Here is a 17,605-nt window from a genome sequence, read left to right as displayed (position 1 = left end):
GGTCGCCGGAGGGTTCCCCTGAAATGCGGAAAACCTCAGTTGATTGCGTCGGCCGATGCCTTAGGGTCGGCCGTGTGCCTGAAGTCGATGCTTCCTTCCTAGCCCTGCCCCGTCGCGACCTCGCCGATGCCGCGCTGCATCGGGCCCGCGATCTCGGCGCAAGTTACGCCGAGTTCCGGCTCGAGCGGATCCGCACCGAGTCGATCGCCTTGCGCGACGGCGTGCTGGAGGGCGCCCGCGACGACGAGGATCTCGGCATCGCCGTCCGGGTGATTCACGACGGCACCTGGGGTTTCGCCGCCGGCGTCGCGCTGACGAACGACGAGGCCGTCCGGCTGGCCGAGGAAGCGGTGAACATCGCGCAGGTCTCGCGCGCGATCAACACCGAGCCGATCGAGCTCGCCGACGAACCGGTGTACGACGACGTCCAGTGGACCTCCGCCTACGAGATCGACCCGCTCACGCTGCCCCGGGCGGAGAAGATCGCGCTGCTCACGGACTACGGCAAGCGGCTGCTCGACGCGCCCGGCGTGACCCACGTCGACGCCCGTCTCACCTCGGTCAGCGAGTGCAAGTACTTCGCCAATTCCGAAGGCACTTCCACCACCCAGCAACGAGTCCGCGTCGGCCCGCAGTTCGAGGCGTTCGCGATCGACGCCGAGGCCGGGCGATTCGACTCGATGCGGACCTGCGCGCCGCCCGCCGGCCGCGGCTGGGAGTACCTCACCGGCACCGGCTGGAACTGGGACGAGGAGCTGGCGAACCTGCCCGGCTGGCTCGCCGAGAAGATGGCCGCGCCCTCGGTCGAGCCCGGGGACTATGACCTGGTCATCGATCCCACCAACCTGTGGCTCACCATCCACGAGTCGATCGGGCACGCCACCGAGCTCGATCGCGCCCTCGGCTACGAGGCCAACTACGCGGGCACGAGCTTCGCCACTCTCGACAAGCTCGGCACCTTGAAGTACGGCTCCCCGATCATGCACGTGACCGGCGACCGCACCGCCGAGCACGGCCTCGCCACCATTGGATACGACGATGAGGGTGTCGCCGGGCAGCAGTGGGACCTGGTTCGCGACGGCGTTCTCGTCGGCTACCAGGTCGATCGCCGAATGGCGAAGGTGAACGCCGGCAAGCTCGGCACGGACCGCTCCAACGGCTGCGCCTTCGCCGACTCGGCCGGGCACATCCCGATCCAGCGCATGGCCAACGTTTCGCTGCAGCCGGCGCCGGACGGCCCGACCACCGAGGAACTGATCAGCCGGGTGAAGAACGGCATCTACATCGTCGGCGACAAATCCTGGTCGATCGACATGCAGCGCTACAACTTCCAGTTCACCGGTCAGCGCTTCTTCAAGATCACCGACGGCAAGCTGGACGGCCAGGTCCGCGATGTCGCCTACCAGGCCACCACGACGGACTTCTGGGGTTCGATGGAGGCCGTCGGCGGTCCCGGTACCTATCTGCTCGCCGGAGCGCTCAACTGTGGCAAGGCCCAGCCCGGACAGGTCGGAGCGGTGAGCCACGGCGCGCCCTCGGCGTTGTTCCGCGGCGTCCGCATTCTCAACACCACGCAGGAGGCCGGCCGATGAGCGCCGCGCAGCTGACCCCGCAGGACACCGTCGACAACGTTCTCGCGCTCGCCGCGCAGGCCGGCGCCGACGGCTGCGTCGTACTGGTCGACGAAACCTCCAGCGCCAACCTGCGCTGGGCCAACAACACCCTGACCACGAACGGCGCCATGCGTGGTTCGCGCATCACCGTGATCGCCACCGTCGGCGCCGGCGAGGGTACGGCGGCGGGCGTCGTCGGCCGTTCCTCCACCACGGGCGACTCGCTGCCCGAGGTGGTCGCGGCAGCCGTCGCCGCGGCCCGCGAATCAAGCCCCGCGGAGGATGCCCGCCCGCTGGTCGACGGTTCGGTCGGCCCAGGCTGGGAGCAGGAGCCGGGCGAAACCTCGGTCCGGGTGTACGAATCGTTTGCCCCGGCCCTCGGCGAAGCCCTGGTGAAAGCCGGCAAGGAGAACCGCTGGCTCTACGGCTTCGCCGATCACGAGGTCACCACCACGTATGTCGGATCGTCCACCGGCCTCCGCCTTCGCCACGAACAACCCAGCGGATATGTATCCGTCACCGGTAAGTCCGGCGATCTCAGCCAGTCGGCCTGGGTCGGTTCGGCCACGCGCGACTTCGCCGACATCGACGCCACCGCCCTCGACGCCGAGCTGACCCGCCGCCTCGGCTGGGCCACCCGCACCGTCGCGGTCGAAGCCGGCCGCCACAACACGGTGCTACCGCCCGCCGCGGTCGCCGACCTCACGACGTACCTCTACTGGCAGATGGAGGGCCGCGACGCGCACGAGGGTCGCAACGTCTACTCCAACCCGTCGGGTGGTTCCCGCATCGGCGAGCAGCTCAGCCCGCACCCGGTGAACCTCCGCTCGCTGCCGCACTACGCCGGACTGGAGTGCTCGCCGTTCGTGACGGCTCGTTCGTCCGGCGGTTCGCAAAGCGTGTTCGACAACGGGCTCACGCTGTCCGCGACCGACTGGATCCGCGGCGGCAAGCTCCAGCACCTGATGCAGAACCGGTTCTCCGCCGACCTCACCGGCAACCCGGTCACCCCGATGATCGGCAACTACGTGCTCGAGGTGGAAGGCGCCACGGGATCCGTCGACGACCTTGTCGCAGGCGTGGACCACGGTCTCCTGCTGACCTGCCTGTGGTACATCCGCACCGTCGACGAGCAGACCCTGCTGCTCACCGGCCTCACCCGCGACGGCGTCTACCTGATCGAGAACGGCGAGGTCACCGGCGCGGTCAACAACTTCCGCTTCAACGAAAGCCCTGTTGACCTGCTCTCCCGCTTCACCGCGGCCGGCGAAACCGTGCCCTCCTTCTCCCGCGAATGGGGCGACTACTTCCCCCGCACCGCCACCCCACCGCTGCTGGTCCCCGACTTCAACATGTCCAGCACCAGCCAAGCCAGCTAACGCCGTCGAACGGACGTGTGGGCCGACCGTCCCGGCCGGCCCACACGTTTTATCTGGCGCTCAGCTTCAGGTAGTCGAGGTTGAAACCGCCGGTTTCGCAGAAGACGGTGACCACTTGTTCCCCGGCCGGCAGCGTTACCTGGGTGTGGACTGACTGGTACGTGGCCCAGCCGCCGGTGTCCGGTACCGAAACCTTCGCCAGTACGGCGCCCGCGGAGTCGCGCAACGATACGGCGTCCGGCGCAACCGCACCCGTGCCGTTCGCAACGCGGAACTCCAGGTCATACGTACCGGCCTGCGCGACGTCCAGGCGGTACTGCAGCCATTTACCGGGCGCCGTCCAACCGATGTTCTTGCCGCCGCTCGCCGCCGGGTTGTTCTCGACGAAGTCCGCGCCGCCGTCGGTCCAACCGCTCTGCGCGACGTACGACTCGGCCTCGGCCTTCTCCCCCACCGGCGTGCCCTGGGGCCGGACGGTCACCTGAACGGCGATCTCGTCGTTCGCCGCGCCATCCGTGACCCGGAATTTCAGCTTCAGCTCACCGGCAACGGTTGGCTTCAACGTCACCGCGCCGGTACGCGCGTCGAGGCTGACGCCCGCCGGAAGGTCGGTGGCGTAGTACGCGAGCCGGTCGCGGTCCCGATCGGTCGCGGTCAGCTTCAGCTGAGTGGTCGAGTACTGGTCAACCGCGACATCCGGAACGCCGCCCAGCACCGGCGCGTGGTTGCCGCGCGCCGACGGAACGTCACCCTTCCAGCGGTACGTCGCGAAGGAGTTCGCGGGCACGGTTGTCTTGAACGACTCACCGCCGAGCACCACACGCACGGTCGTCGGCGTCGCGTTGGAGTTGGCGAGGATCGCGACGAAGCGGTCGCCACGGTCCTTGAAGATCACGTTGCTGACGCCGTTGACGGTGGCGCTCGACTCGACGCGCACGTGCTCCGGGCCGACGTACTTCGCGAACTGGCCCATCGCGTACAGCTCGTCCCGGACCGTGAAGGTCTGCGTGGTGGTGTTGACCTTGACGAGGCGGTTCGGCCACTTCATCGTGCGACCGACTTCGGCCCAGTCGATGTTGTTGTCCTTCGACGGCGTCCAGTGCAGCGTGCCGCCGTCCTGGTCGGTCGCCTGCGCCCACATCACGTACGACGAGGCGTCCAGCCGGAAATACTCCAGAATCGTCGCGGGCGACAAGATGTTGGTCTCGGTCATGTGCACCGGCTTACCGGTCTGCTCGTACGCGTCGCGCATCACCTTCGGATCACCCCAGTACGGGTGAAACGCGATCGCGTCCGCTGCCCGGCGCGTCTGCGGATCGTCGAAGATGCGGTGATAGTTCTTCGTCTGCGTGCTGTTCGGGTCGCGCCAGTCGTAGAAGTTGAAGTCGTGCACGTAGAGCTCGGTGCGCAGCCCGGCACGCTCGACCGCACGCTTGATCGCGACCGCGAGCTTCTTCTGCTGGTCGATGCTGATGTCCATCGCCGGGTAGACGACGTCGATCCCGGGTTCGTTCAACAGAGTCAGCGCGTCGACCTTCACACCGAGCTTCGCGTACGCCTGCAGGAACTTGACGTAGTACCGCGCGAAGACGTCGATGCAGTCGTCCCGCAACTTGCCGACCTGGTAGTAGGCCGTCGTGCTGCCGGGGAGAAGGGCGACCTCGCCGGTGAAACGGTTGTTGGTCTTCATCCAGGCCGGCGCGCTCCACGCCGAGGCGAGGAACGTCGCGCGCGGGTTGTACCGCTGGATCAGCTTGACGGTGTCGATGATGTGCGCGTCGACGTCCCGCTCGATCGAGAAGTACTTCAACCCGAAGTCCTCGGTCACGCCCGCGGGCAGTTCGTCGTACGACCAGAACGGCAGGTGCTCGATCAGGTCAGGGCTGCCGATGGTCAAGCGGAACCGCTCGAACCCGGCTCCCGTTTTCGGGTCGACCAGCAGCCGGATCGCCCGGTCACGTTCGGCAGGCGTGAGCTTCCAGAGGTTGGAGACACTGGTCTCGTCGAGGGAGAACCCGATTCCGGTGTAACGCTGGCGAAGCGCGCTCGGATCGATCACCACCGTCGCGTCTACACCGCCCGCGCCGTCGCTGGTGCCGTCGGTGACGTAAGTCGTAGGCAACGGCTGCCACGCCTGCGCCGGACCACTGGAGTAGGTGCCGGTGACGGCGGCCCTCCGTCCCGATTGGTCGCCAACCACCGCTGGCCCCGCTGCGGCCTGGAGGTCATTCCCGGCCAGCGGCCGACCGGCGCTCGCGCGCTGGGCGTCATTTCCGGCCATCAGCCGGCCGGCGCTCGCGGGCTGGCCGACGGCGGCCAGAACCAGGCCGGCCGCAGCGGTCATCACCGCCGCCGCAGTGAAGGTTCGCCTCACGAATATCTCCTCGCTCGAAGGAAACCGCTTGCATCGAGCAGCGACTGTAACCCTTCAACCGCCCTTCGTCCACGTCTTGAACTAAGCTCGGACCTTGCCCTTGCCTATCAGATCGAGCGGCATGATGGCGCTCCTCCTCCGGTTGTTCTCAACGGTTCGGCGGGTTCACCGACCACCGACCGATCCGTACGCCTGCCGCAGCAAGCGCGACGCCCACCCACCACCGCGAGCCGTGACGCGTGCACACCCGATATCGCGAGCCGTCACGAATGCACACCCGGTACCGCGAGTCGTCGCATGTGCACGCGTCCACTCGGGGAGGTGCGGACCTCGGCGCGGCAGGTCGGGAGCGGCGGCGTACGGGATCCCGGCCGGAGCGTCAGGTGGGTTCGCTGGGCTGGCGCGCCTCAGCAGCCGCACTGGGGACACTTCGTGGAACCGAGCACCTCAAACGGTGTCCATGCAGGGGTTATTACTCCTGCACCGACCCGGCTCCCCCTGCTAAGACCCCGTTTCCCCGCTAGGACCGCCGCCTCGAAGCGCAGCCCGCCATGCACCACGACCCACCTCCACCCGCGGGCCTCGTATGCACATCGTTAGGAGTCTGCTGGACAAAATTCCGCTGCAGAAATGTCCAGCAGACTCCTAAAGAAGGGCTAGGCGCAAAGGTGAAGCGGCGAAGCACGAGGTGACGACGCGGCGATCGGCAGTACGAAAGGTCGCCGACCGACGACGAACGGACGACGCCGACGCGGACGCGGGACGGACCCCACGCCGACGCCGGACGCACCCCAACACGAACGCGCGACGGAACCGACACCGACGCCGACGCCGACGGCGACGCGGGACGGACGCGGGCGGGGGTGCGGGGCGTTCTTGCGTCAGCGGTGTTGGCGGGTGGCGCGGGGTGGGGTTGGTGGGGTGGCGATGGTCAGGTGGGCGACGAGTTTTTCGGTGATGGTGGCGAAGGATTTGAGCTCGGCCGGGGTCAGGAGGTCGACGAAGTTCTCGCGGACGGACTCGACGTGATGGACAGCGGCGGCTTGGAGGGTTGTCCAGCCTTCGTCCGTGAGCGCGACCGTGAAACCCCGACCGTCGTCGGCACTGCTCTCACGGCTGACCAGACCGCGCTGCTCCATCCGGCTGACGTGGTGGGACAACCGGCTGACGGACCACGCCATATGTGCCGCCAACTCCCCAACCCGCATCCGCCGGCCGTCCGCATCCGAAACCGTCGAGAGCACGTCGTAGTCGGCGTCCGACAGCCCCGAGTCTGCGGCCAGATCGCGCGTGATCTGCAGATCGAGCAGGGTCCGCAAGCGCCGATATCCCAGCCAGGCACGCATTTCGGCCGGCGTCAGCCATCGCGGTCCACTCATGTCGTCGATCCCGGTGCGCTCATGGCGCCAGCGTAGCCTCTCTGTTTGACATGTCAAACAGAGAGGAACTAGCTTGCTTGATATGTCAAACACATCGCCACCGCTAGCCACATCAGGCCGGTCACCCATGTACGGCGATTCCCCGAAAGCCCGTTCATGATCACCTTCGGGCTGGACGTGCCGGCCACTTCCTTCGGACCCGGGCCGATGGTGGATCCGGTTCGTGCCGCGCAGCGGGCGGAGGCGCTCGGGTTCGACTTCGTCTCGGCTTCCGATCATCCGAGCGGGACCGCGCCGAGCTTCGAGAACTGGACGATGCTGACCTGGATGGCCGCGCACACCAGCCGGTTGACGGTGATGTCACGTGTGCTCGGCGTACCGTTCCGCAATCCGGGCCTGGTCGCGAAGATGGCCGAGTCCCTGTCCCGGCTGTCCGGCGGGCGATTCGCGCTGGGGCTCGGCGCCGGTGCCGCTGATGGCGAACTGCGCGCATTCGGCCTGCCGGTCCCCTCGGCGCGAGACAAGGTCGACGGACTCGCGGAGGCGATCGAGATCACCCGGGGACTGTGGACCGAGCCGGCCTTGTCGTACGACGGACGCGTCTTCCGTACCGCGGCGGCACCGCTCGAGCCCAAGCCGACGTACCCGATTCCCATCTGGGTCGGCACGTTCGGCCCGCGAGCTCTCGCCTTGACCGGCCGGCTCGCCGACGGCTGGATCCCGTCGCTCGGCCATGCCCCACCGGACGCCATTCCGGCCATGCGTTCGCGGATCGCGGCCGCCGCCGAATCCGCCGGGCGCGATATCAGCCAGATCGAACTCGGTTATCTGCTGGACGTACGGCTGGGCAAGAGCGATGCGGAGCACGTGGTCAGCGGTACGGCCGAGCAGATCGCGGAACGCCTCATCGAGTTCACGCGCCTCGGCTTCACCACCTTCAACCTCAAGGTCCGCGACGACGAGGCCGATCGTGTGGCCGCAGACGTCATCCCCTTGGTCCGCGAAGCCGCCTAGCTCCCGCACGTTCACACCGAGGTGCCGTCAAAACCACTCGCGAGCCAATGCCGTCACAACACCACCACTCGCGGGCTGGCGGCGGACAACAACCTACTGACGGTCGGACGCGGGAAACGGCAACGCCCGCCGCGAAGACCGTCCGCGGCGGGCGTTCCGATCGAGCGACCGTGGTGTGGTCAGCCCGGAGTCGTGCGTTGGTGCGGGATCAGTTGGTGCAGGATCAAACGGTCGGGTAACCCGGCTCGCCGCCGGGGAAGGGCTGGTTGCCGCGCTCGGCGGCCTTGGGGTCCGGGCCGTACTGGTTGGCGCCCGCGTCGCCTTCCTTGACGTTGAAGATGATCCAGAAGACGAAACCGACGCACGGGATCAGGTAGATCAGGAACCACAGGCCAGGCTTGTTGATGTCGTGCAGCCGGCGAATGCTGACTGCGATCGACGGGACCAGCACGGCCAGGCCGTACAGCGTGGTGAGGATGCCGTACTCGTAAGGCGCCGTACCGTAGGTCAGCCCGGCGAACCTGTCGATGATCGACAGCACGATCGAGATGATGAAGCTGATCAGCGCGAACATCCAGAATTCCTTGCGGCGGGCCCGGCCGCTGAAGTCCGCGTACTTCTTGAGGACCCCGGTGTACCACTCCATGTGTTGTGCTCCTGCTCGTTTTGGGCGATGTGGTATGCACAGACAACGTGTCGCCTCCTAGGTGTCACCGCAACAAAACACGCCGAACACCCAGGCAGCGAATAGGTATCATCCGCTGGGGTCGCCGAAGCAAGTTCAGCCAGTCACCAGCGCAAGCACGGCTAGGCCGTTAGGCGGGCTTGGCCTGGGTGACTCGCCACAGCCGCCGTGGTTCGGGACCCTCGGTGCACGCGTCGGCCGCGCCGAACTCCCAGCCCTCGGCGAGTTCGTCCACCAGCTCGCGGTCGAAGTACCGAACCGCGAACCCGTTCTGCTCGAACAGATCGTCACCGTGGTCGATGCCGCAGGCAACCGAGGCGTCATCGGTTGACCACGCTGTGTAGACGAACAGGCCGCCCGGTCGCAGTACCCGCCGGATCTCCGCGACCAGCCCGCGCAGTTCGTCGCGCGACAACGCCATGCTGAGCAGCTGATTCGCGTACACCGAGTTGACCGTGCCGTCGGCCGGCGGCAGCGGATCGCGTACGTCGTGCAGCGCGGCGGTCACCCGGTCGTCGAGGCCTTCGCGCTGCGCGGCCAGCCGGAGCTGGTCGAGCGCGGTCTCGCTGAAGTCGGTGGCATGCACGCTGAATCCCTGCCGGGCGAAGTACAGCGCGTCACGACCTTGGCCGGCGCCGAGTTCCAGTACGTCGTCGATGCCCGCGGCCGCGAACAGGCGGGTCGTCCACCTGGCGGCCTGCGAGGGTTCGGCGCCATGCAGCCGGGGATCCGACGCATACGCCGCCTGCCATCGTTCTTGCTGAGCCCGTGCGAGCTCTACGTAACCAGTCTTCATCTTGCTCCCCGTGGTCGTCCCGCCGCGGTGATGCCGACGGGACCCGAGCAGCCTACGCGAAGATGGTTTCGCTGTCGTCAGCCGCGCAGCGGTTCGGCCGGTACGTCGTACATCGGATTCGGCATCCGACCGGTGACCGGGACGGGCGGCCGGGTGTCGAGATCGGCGTAGCCCAGGCTCAACCGGTAACCATTCAAGGGATATCGCGCGTACGTCTTGTCGAGCAGACCCGTCGCCGCGAGACGATCGGCGTACGCCGGATTGGCGGCGGCATACCGCTCGATCTCACCGCGAGTCAGACCCCACAGGCGTGCCGACGGCATCAACCCGGCGTCCTCGAGTACGTCGCCCATCGGTCCGAGCACGCCGAGGAACAACGCGTCCACGAGATACTGCCGCAGAACATGCCAGGGCTTTCGCGGTAACACCCGGTCATGGCCATCGGGTTCCATGCCGCGCGCGGCCACCGGTTCGGTCGAGAGGTTCACGTCGTCGACCAGGTCCTTGATCACGATCCGTGCGGGCAACCCCTCGGGACCGCAGACCACCATCAGATTCTCGCCGTGCGGGTTCACCGTGATGCCGTAGTGGTGCATCACGTGCAACAACGGCCGGAGCAACGCCGCGAGCAACGCGCCGATCCACGCGTCCGCGTCGCACCCGGCCCGGGCGATCAAGTCCGCCAGCAACGGCTTTCCGGCCGAGTCCACGTGCAGTACGGCGGCCAGCGGCCACGCGGTCTCCCCGGGCTGGAGGCGCGGGTCGAGCGGTTCACGCCAGATACAGCCGAGCGTCTCGACCCACTGATAGGGAACGCCCGGCGCGTTCGACAACTGCGGATGCCGAACCGTCACGGACGCCACCTCGCCGAGCAGTTCGGTGCCGAGTTTCGAGAGCACCTCGTCTCGTTGCCAAAGGCCCTTGAGCCATTGCGTCACCATCGGCGCGGCCAGGCTGCAGTGCTCGGGGATGCCGCGATAGACCGAGGTGTTGAGGATCTTCAGCGGCAGCTTGACCTGGTACCGGCCGAACGCCGACACGTTCACCATCGTGCGAATCGACTGTGTCGGCAGGTATTCGTCAGAACTCTTGCCGAGTACAACGATCTGCCCGGTCGCCAGCTCGCGGGCCCATTGCGTGCGAACGACATGATCCAGCTGCCACGGGTGACATGGCAACCAGACATAGGTATCCGGGTCATAACCCGCGTCGGACAACACCTGCCGGAATACCTCGACCGTGCCCGGATCCAGCTCCGCCGCAAGGACCGAATGCTCGGACAGATCCGGCGTACCGCGGAACTCGGCCAGCCCACGCCGTACGGCGAGCCAGGTCAAACGCAACCGGGTACGGGCCTCGGGCGGATAGCGGCGCGAGTCCTTCGCGGAGAACCCGAGGCGGCCCTTGTTCGCGACCAGCAACGGGTGTCCGGTGAGATGGCCTTCCAGCTCGCTGTGGTGCCGCCCGATCAGCTCGTCGTTCCGCACCGCGGTCGAGGCCATCGCGACATCGGCGGCGAGCGTGCTGCTGAGTTCGGCGATGTACCCGGCGACGGTCTGACCGCTGATCCGCAAAGCCGAGGCGGCATCAACGATGAACTGCGCCGGGTCGATGGCCGGTTCGCTCTCGTCGTTGCCGAGGATCCCCGTGACCGTACGGCGAATCGACGCCGGGTCGATCCGCCAACTGCCGAAGGCGCCGCGACGTGAGGTGAAGCTGTACGACGCTCCCCCGAGGTCGAGCCGGTCATCCATCGGCGTGAGCAGTTCCTCCGCGCACAACTGGCCGATCAGCTTGGCCAGCAGCGCCGCGGAGGCCCGCTCCCAATCACCCGACGAGGCTGAGGAAGCTGCCCAGCTTGCGGAAGCTGAGGTCATTCGGCGCCCGGCACCGCGAAAGTGGTGAACGCCGTCTGCTTGGGCAGGCGGAAGCACTCGCGCCCGGCGATCGCGTTGAGAATGCCCGCGTTGCGCACGGCCCCGATTCCGAGGTCGGGTGCGGCAACACCATGGCTGTGCAGGTCGGCGTTCGCCACGAAGAGCCGTCCGGCCAGATCACCCTCGGCCGCCACGCTGTGGTCCCGGTTGATCGTCCAGCGGCCGGCCGCGTCCAGCTTCACCCGGTCGACCAGCTCACCCAGGAACGGCAGCGGGCGGTTCCGATAACCTGTCGCGGCGATCACGACATCCGTCTGGTGCTTGAAGGTGCGCCCGCTGTCCGTGTGCCGCAACGTCAGCTCGACACCGTCCTCACCGGCAACGGCCGACTCCACCGCGACACCGCACTGCAGCTCAACCGGCGCGACCGGTTCGGCACCGAGGTCGCGCTGGTACAGGACGTCGTGAATGTCGTCCAGCGTGTCGGACGAGATGCCCTTGTAGTGGCGCCACTGCTCCTTGACCAGCCGATCCCGCGAGGCCTCGGCCAATTCGTGGAAGTAGTCAACGTACGACGGTGTGGTCATCTCGAGCACGAGCTTGGAGTAGTCCAGCGGCGCGAACGACGGCGTCCGGGTCAGCCAGTTGACCGCCGGACCGCCGTCCGAGTTCGCCCGGAGCAGGTCGAGCGCGCACTCGGCGCCGGACTGACCCGAGCCGACCACTGTTACGCGACCGGCCTTCAGCAAGTCGTCGCGCCGGTAAAGGTAGTCGGCTGAGTGCAGGAACTTCTCCGCGGGAAGGCCTTGCAGCGCAGGCGGAACCGACGGCTCCGTACCGACGCCGAGCACGAGGTGCCGGGCGGCCAGCTCGGCCTTCTCGTTGCCACGGGCAACCGTCAGCTGGAAGTCGTCGCCGTTCCAGCGGACGTGCTCGACCTGGTGCCCGAAGTGCAGCGAGTCGAGCTGCGCGGCGGCCCAGCGCAGATAGGCCTCGTACTCACGGCGGGTCGGGTGGAACTTCTCCCGGACGTAGAACTGGTACAGCCGGTCGTTGTCCCGCAGGTAGGACAGGAAGGACAGCGGGTGCGCCGGCTCGACCAGGCTGACCAGGTCGGCCAGGAAGGAGACCTGCAGCATCGCGTCACCGAACATCAGACCGCGGTGCCAGGTCAGCTCCGGTCGTCCGTCCAGCACGGCGAGGTTCACGTCGTCCAGCCCGCTGGCCAGTGCGGCCAGACCGAGGTTGAACGGCCCGCAACCGATCGCGATCGCGTCGTAGGCGGGGTGGGCGGTGCTCATCTGGAACCTTCCTTGTTTCTCAACAGTTGCCTCACTTCAGGTACTACGCGGCCGCATCATCAGCACGGCCTTCTTCTCCGGCAGGTCGATCTCACCGACGGTCTCGAACCCGGCCGCGGCGAACGCGCGCACCGAGCCCACGTTGGTCACGTCGGGCTCGGCGACAACCCGCGGGCAGCGGGGATCGGCCCGCAGCACGGCAGCGGCCACCGCGGCCAGCAACCGCCGGCCGATCCCCTGACCGGTCCGGGCGGGCTCCCCGATCGCGACGTGAACACCCCAGTCGTGCACGTCGTACTCGTAGTAGTCCGCGATCCGGTCGTGCCGCACCCGGTACAGCTCGACGTATCCCAACTGCTCGGAGTCGAGCGACACCACGCACGGCAGCGAATGCTCTCCCGCCGACTGCTCGGCGATCTGCTGCGCCCAGCGTTCGACGGACCAGTCCTGCCGCCACCACCGCTGCACGTGCGGACGGCTCATCCACAAGGCGATGGTGGGCGCGTCACCTGCAACAGCGGGACGCAGGTCGAGCCCGTCGTCCAGGTGCAACGACCCGCACGAGCCTTCCGCCAGGGCCGTCACGGTCAGACCACCGCCAGCGGGTTCGGCACGTCGACGTACACGGACTGGTTGTCCAGCGGCGCGACCACCTCGTCGATGCCCTTCAGCCGGGTGGCGATATTCGCTTTGCAGGGCAGGGTTTCCGCCGTCAGCCAGCGCCGGGCCAACCGATCACCGTCCGGCCCGGCCGCCTTCAGCCCGGGCAGCGCCGCGTCCAGCCGATCCCGTACGACGGCCAGCAGGTCGTTCTCGTCCGCGAGGCCGTCCATGGCGAGACAGCCGACCGGAGCGAGGGCCTGGTTGTGCAGCAGGTAGTACGTCAGCCGATCGTCCACGATCGGGTCTTCGACTACCGCGAGGGTGGAGTCGCTCTCGCCGCTGACCTTCAGCAGACCGTCCAGGTACGACGACGCCAGGTAGTAGCCCTGGTTGTCGCGATAGGCGCCACCGGCGACTCGGCCCGCAACATCGGTCTTGACCAGGGTGTTCTGCTGATGCGCCTCCAGGCCGATCCCGGTGGCAGCGTAGAGGTGCAGCATCGGCACCAGAACCTCATCGATGTACGTCGCCACCCAGGTCTGCGCGGCGTCAGGCCCTTGCGACGCGACGGCCTCGCCCAGCCGGCTCAGGCCGCCCGGGCGCGGCGCGACCAGTCCGGCCAGGCAGGCGTACGAGTCGATCCCGGGTGGCACCTCGCGAACCGCGACATCCAGGCCGGTCAGGGCCGGGCCGCCCTGGGCCTGGGGTTCGTCGAGGGCCACCCAGGCCGGATCGCGCACGATCGCGAACCGGGGATGAGCCTGCTTCGTTTCGCCGGCGTATCCGGCGTCGAGCAGACGGTTGATCTCCAGACCACGCCGCAACTCGGTGCGGGTGGACTCACGCCGGGAGTTGGTGATGCGCAGGCCGAGAGAGAGTTTGAGCATCACCGGCAGGTCCGGGTGATAGACCGTGCGCAGACTGGAGGTCGGGTACCACTGGGCACCCAGCGGGCCGAGAGCCTTCAGCCGTCCGCTGGCCAGCAGCGCGGCGACCCGCGGCCGTCGTACGGCGTCGGCGGCCTGCCACGGGTGAGCCGGCACCAGCACGGTGCCCGGCTCGGGAGTGGTGCCGGCCAGCGCGGCCATCAGCTGCAGAGCGTCCAGTCCCTGCAGTGATGGCGCGCCGGCCACCTGGTCCGCGGACACCAGATCGGCGTCCGCCGCGAACCAGTGCACCTGGAAGGCGCCGCCCAGTTCTGGCGAGTACGTCGCCAGTTCCACACCTTCCAGACCGTCACGGCTCTTCGGTGCCGGGTGATTCAGGTGGCCGAGCAGCAAGGCCTGCTCGGCATCCAGGAACCGCCCCATCGGACTGCGAGCCGAACCACTCGCGCCCACGAAGGTCGTGACGTTGCGAACGGACTCGGCGGTACGCGACACCAGGTCGGCCACCTCGCCCGGTTCCGATCGGATCTCCTCGGCGAGGAGTCGCACCAGTTCGGCCGGGTCGGCGGGGACCACGCCACCTGAAGCGGTCCTCACCTGAACCCGGCTGAACTGGTGCAGGCCGGTCCGCGAGGCATGGCTGACCTCAGCGGTGATCGTGATCGCGCTGATCGGTAGCTCGATCGACAGCCGGCCCGGCTGCACCGCGATCCCGGTCTCCCGGGTCCAGCAGCGCAGCACGGCATTAAGGTGCGCCTCGACGGAGATGTGCTCCGCCTCGGTCGGACCAGTGTTGGCTGGATGGGTCACGCCGCGCCCTCTCCGTTCGCCTCCCGGCGGCCGGCCAGCACCTCGTGCCCTGTAGCCACGACGAGGTCCAGCAGACCCTCGATGTCCGTCGGGGTGGCATTGGGGTTCAGCAGCGTCAGCTTCAACGCCACCACGGCGGGCCGGTTACCTCGGGCCGGCACCTTGGTCCGGCCGATCAGCGCGCGACCCGACGTCAGCAACCGCCGCCGGACCTCACCCTGGACGGCGTCCAGGCCGGCCGCGTCCAGGTCCTGACCCGCGACCCGGAACAGCACGGTCGTCAGGGTCACCGGTGCGAGCAGCTCCAGGGAGCTGTCCGCGACGACCCGGGCGGCGGCCGCGTGCGCGAGCTCGTGACAGGTGTCGAGCATTGTGCCCAGTCCGGACCGCCCGTAAGCCGTCAACGTGGTCGCGACCTTCACCGCGTCCGGACGGCGGGTGGTCTGCAGGCTGCGCCCGAGCAGTCCGTCCAGCCCCGAGTCGATGTCGTCGGCCGGGTTCAGGTAGTCCACCGACCGGTCGAACGAGGTGAACCGGCTCCGGTCGGCCACCAGCAACATGCTGGTCGCGGCCGGCTGCCAGCCGATCTTGTGCAGGTCCAGCGTGACCGAGTCGGCCAGCGGCAGGTCCGCGAGCAACGGCGCGAGCCGGTCCGAGAACAGCGCGCCGAATCCGTAGGCCGCGTCCACGTGCACCCACGCGCCGTACCGGCGGCCGAGCTCCGCGATCTCCGCGATCGGATCGATCGAGCCGTAGTCGGTGGTACCGGCGGTCGCGATCACCGCGAGCGGCGTACGGCCCTGGTGACGGAGTTCCAGCTCCAGCAGGTCGGTCCGCATCCGGAACTGGTCGTCGCTGGGGATCGTGATGGCCGCGTCTTCGCCGAGGCCGAGCGCCGCGCAGGCCCGCTGCACCGAGAAGTGCGCCAGCTCCGAGCAGAACACCACCGGGCGGTGCAGACCCTGCAGCCCGTTGCGCCGTACGTCGATGCCGACCGCGGCGGCGGCGCTGTCGCGGGCCAGCAGCACGGCCAGCAGGTTCGAGATCGAACCACCCGGCGTCAGTACGCCGTCGGCCTGCGGGCCGAACCCGGCCAGCTCGGCGAGCGCCTGAACCACCCACTTCTCGACCGCGAGCGTGGCCGGACCGGAGTCGTAGGTGTCCATCGAGGCGTTGCTCGCGGAGGCCATCATGTCGGCGTCGACCGCGACCTGGAGCACCGGCGGCTGCAGGTGCGCGGCGGCGAACGGGTGGCTCAGGTCGATGCCGTTGTCGTCCAGCAGATCGCTCATCAGGGCCAGCGCGGTCGACTCGCCGACACCAGTGGCGGGAACGCGGGCCTCACCGAGTAACTCGGTCGTACGACCCAGCACGGCGGCGGGCGAACCGGCCGGCATGGGGCCACGGTCGCGGTCGGAGACGGTGGTCGCCAGCGGCCACTTCTCCGGTCGGGTCGGAACAGAGCTCAGCACGGTCAGACGCGCCTGATGCGGCATCCAGATCTCCAGAAGAGTTTGTTAGGTAAGCCTTAGTAAGGCAGGCCTAACCTATGTCTCCGGGGCTGGTCCCTGTCAACTCAGCCGCGCGCCGTCCAGATCCCGGTCACCCGGTCGGTACCGGCATTTTCCACCACCTGCAGACACCAGCACACCACGCAACGTGGCGATCCTCACGCTCGCCGTTCCAGCCGTGGGCGGCCAGGTTGGTGACGGCGTTGGCTCCTTCGACCTCGATACTCTTACGGCCGCCAGAGCACCTTCAATCTGACAGCATCGTCGGACACCAATCAGCGGGAGAGCGATGCGAACCCTGGACATCCACGATGACGACGGCATCCTCGCGCTGGTCGACCTCGCCAGCTATCAGCAGGAGGTCGATTGGGTTCTGCTCGACCCCGATCTCATCGACCATTTCGAGCGTGAACTGCAGGCGGGACACGCGATCGTCTGGCAAACGAGTCCCCTCGGCGGCGGCGAGTTCGAGATCACGTTCGTCGACGAGGCTTCGGATGCCCCGTCCCACCGGGAACTGACCGGGCAGATCGACGTGACCGACAACAAGCTGTACCTGGTGAACTACACCGATCTGACCTCGGCCGCCGACGGCCTCGGGCGCCTCCCCGGCCCGATGGCGACCGACTGGTTCGTCGAGGTGCCGAACGGCTCGTACGCCGTCACCATCCGGCAACTGTTCGACCCGGCTTCCGCCTTGCAAGCCGATGACGGACCGTCGTTCGAGATCGTGATCGCCGCGGGTGCGACCGCAACGGCCACCGGCACGGACGACCTGTTCTGGCGCGCCGCCGAAGCCGTCGCACCATCGGCAGACCCGTCGGTTTCCCCCGGCATGTCGGCATTGCTGGAGCGGGTCCGAACGATCAGGGCCGCGGAAGCAACCGCCGACGGCGAGCTCACTGTCTTCCTCGATCTGCTCGGCCGGGACATCGGTGACGAGTCGGTCGCGCGTGCGATCGCGGCCTCCGGCGAGCCGACCTCCTGGGAGAGCGAGATGCTTCCCGACGACAGGAGTCCCGGCTTCGAGCTCGTACGCGTCGCGCCGGCCGGCCTGCGGATCGACTTCCAGGACGGCACGGTGACGGAGCTGTCCCTGCGCATGGTGGACTCGTCGTACAACGAAGACGAAAAGGCGCATCCGCGCTCGGCCTCGTTGTTCCCCGGCGGCGCGACAACGTGCGCCGGCTTCCGGGCGCTCTACCCGGACTGGGCCCGTCACTCCGCCAACCAGGACACCGTTCGGATCGACGGAGCCGCGATCAGAGTCATGTACTCCGTACAGGCCAAAGGCTTTTCGGCCCCTGCGGCCGATGACGACCCGATCTCCCTCGTCACCCTGACCCACCGTCCGAGCGGCCCGCGGAGAGCCTGAC

Annotated in this window: 13 protein-coding genes; 4 read left to right on the top strand and 9 right to left on the bottom strand. The window is 67.9% G+C overall.

Going from position 1 to position 17,605, the window contains the following annotated elements; translation table 11 throughout:
• The first annotated feature begins 74 nt into the window (after window positions 1–74).
• Window positions 75–1,592 (top strand): TldD/PmbA family protein, encoded by a 1,518-nt coding sequence (locus ACFFGN_RS14880; protein WP_380047695.1) that lies wholly within the window; start codon window positions 75–77, stop codon window positions 1,590–1,592.
• Window positions 1,589–2,992 carry a metallopeptidase TldD-related protein gene (locus tag ACFFGN_RS14875; RefSeq protein ID WP_380047693.1) on the top strand — a complete coding sequence of 468 codons (1,404 nt, stop codon included), beginning with the start codon at window positions 1,589–1,591 and terminating at the stop codon, window positions 2,990–2,992. The genes ACFFGN_RS14880 and ACFFGN_RS14875 overlap by 4 nt, the downstream gene beginning before the upstream one ends.
• A gap of 49 nt (window positions 2,993–3,041) precedes the next feature.
• Here the strand turns inward: ACFFGN_RS14875 and ACFFGN_RS14870 are convergent, their stop codons facing one another.
• Both ACFFGN_RS14870 and ACFFGN_RS14865 read right to left on the bottom strand, forming a co-directional pair.
• A complete protein-coding gene (locus tag ACFFGN_RS14870; protein ID WP_380047691.1) occupies window positions 3,042–5,366 on the bottom strand; it encodes a carbohydrate-binding protein in 2,325 nt (774 codons plus the stop codon).
• A gap of 881 nt (window positions 5,367–6,247) precedes the next feature.
• Window positions 6,248–6,745 carry a MarR family winged helix-turn-helix transcriptional regulator gene (locus tag ACFFGN_RS14865; protein WP_380047689.1) on the bottom strand — a complete coding sequence of 166 codons (498 nt, stop codon included), beginning with the start codon at window positions 6,743–6,745 and terminating at the stop codon, window positions 6,248–6,250.
• Between the two features lie 156 nt (window positions 6,746–6,901).
• On the opposite strand from ACFFGN_RS14865, the gene ACFFGN_RS14860 reads away from it, so the two are divergent.
• On the top strand, window positions 6,902–7,759 hold the full coding sequence (locus ACFFGN_RS14860) for an LLM class flavin-dependent oxidoreductase (protein ID WP_380047687.1): 858 nt from the start codon (window positions 6,902–6,904) through the stop codon (window positions 7,757–7,759).
• A 223-nt stretch (window positions 7,760–7,982) separates the two neighbouring features.
• On the opposite strand, the gene ACFFGN_RS14855 is transcribed toward ACFFGN_RS14860, so the two are convergent.
• The 7 genes from ACFFGN_RS14855 to ACFFGN_RS14825 all read right to left on the bottom strand — a co-directional run bounded on the left by ACFFGN_RS14855 (window position 7,983) and on the right by ACFFGN_RS14825 (window position 16,214).
• On the bottom strand, window positions 7,983–8,405 hold the full coding sequence (locus ACFFGN_RS14855; protein ID WP_380047685.1) for a DUF805 domain-containing protein: 423 nt from the start codon (window positions 8,403–8,405) through the stop codon (window positions 7,983–7,985).
• A gap of 169 nt (window positions 8,406–8,574) precedes the next feature.
• Window positions 8,575–9,240 carry a class I SAM-dependent methyltransferase gene (locus ACFFGN_RS14850; RefSeq protein WP_380047683.1) on the bottom strand — a complete coding sequence of 222 codons (666 nt, stop codon included), beginning with the start codon at window positions 9,238–9,240 and terminating at the stop codon, window positions 8,575–8,577.
• Between the two features lie 77 nt (window positions 9,241–9,317).
• Window positions 9,318–11,117, bottom strand: coding sequence for an IucA/IucC family protein (locus ACFFGN_RS14845; RefSeq protein WP_380047681.1), 1,800 nt, complete (start codon window positions 11,115–11,117; stop codon window positions 9,318–9,320).
• Window positions 11,114–12,418, bottom strand: coding sequence for a lysine N(6)-hydroxylase/L-ornithine N(5)-oxygenase family protein (locus tag ACFFGN_RS14840; protein WP_380047679.1), 1,305 nt, complete (start codon window positions 12,416–12,418; stop codon window positions 11,114–11,116). Before ACFFGN_RS14840 ends, ACFFGN_RS14845 begins: the two co-directional genes overlap by 4 nt.
• Before the next feature lie 36 nt (window positions 12,419–12,454).
• The gene (locus ACFFGN_RS14835) at window positions 12,455–13,003 is read right to left on the bottom strand and encodes a GNAT family N-acetyltransferase (RefSeq protein WP_380047677.1); all 549 of its coding nucleotides are present in this window, start codon (window positions 13,001–13,003) and stop codon (window positions 12,455–12,457) included.
• A gap of 2 nt (window positions 13,004–13,005) precedes the next feature.
• Window positions 13,006–14,718 (bottom strand): IucA/IucC family protein, encoded by a 1,713-nt coding sequence (locus ACFFGN_RS14830; RefSeq protein WP_380047675.1) that lies wholly within the window; start codon window positions 14,716–14,718, stop codon window positions 13,006–13,008.
• On the bottom strand, window positions 14,715–16,214 hold the full coding sequence (locus tag ACFFGN_RS14825; RefSeq protein ID WP_380047673.1) for a pyridoxal phosphate-dependent decarboxylase family protein: 1,500 nt from the start codon (window positions 16,212–16,214) through the stop codon (window positions 14,715–14,717). Before ACFFGN_RS14825 ends, ACFFGN_RS14830 begins: the two co-directional genes overlap by 4 nt.
• A 304-nt stretch (window positions 16,215–16,518) precedes the next feature.
• Between ACFFGN_RS14825 and ACFFGN_RS14820 the strand changes: the two genes are divergently transcribed.
• A complete protein-coding gene (locus ACFFGN_RS14820; RefSeq protein ID WP_380047671.1) occupies window positions 16,519–17,604 on the top strand; it encodes a hypothetical protein in 1,086 nt (361 codons plus the stop codon).
• Window position 17,605 lies beyond the last annotated feature (1 nt).

Origin of the sequence: Kribbella deserti (genome assembly GCF_042434725.1) — a bacterium.
GTDB lineage: Bacteria > Actinomycetota > Actinomycetes > Propionibacteriales > Kribbellaceae > Kribbella > Kribbella deserti.
This window is presented reverse-complemented; position numbering and strand designations above follow the sequence as displayed.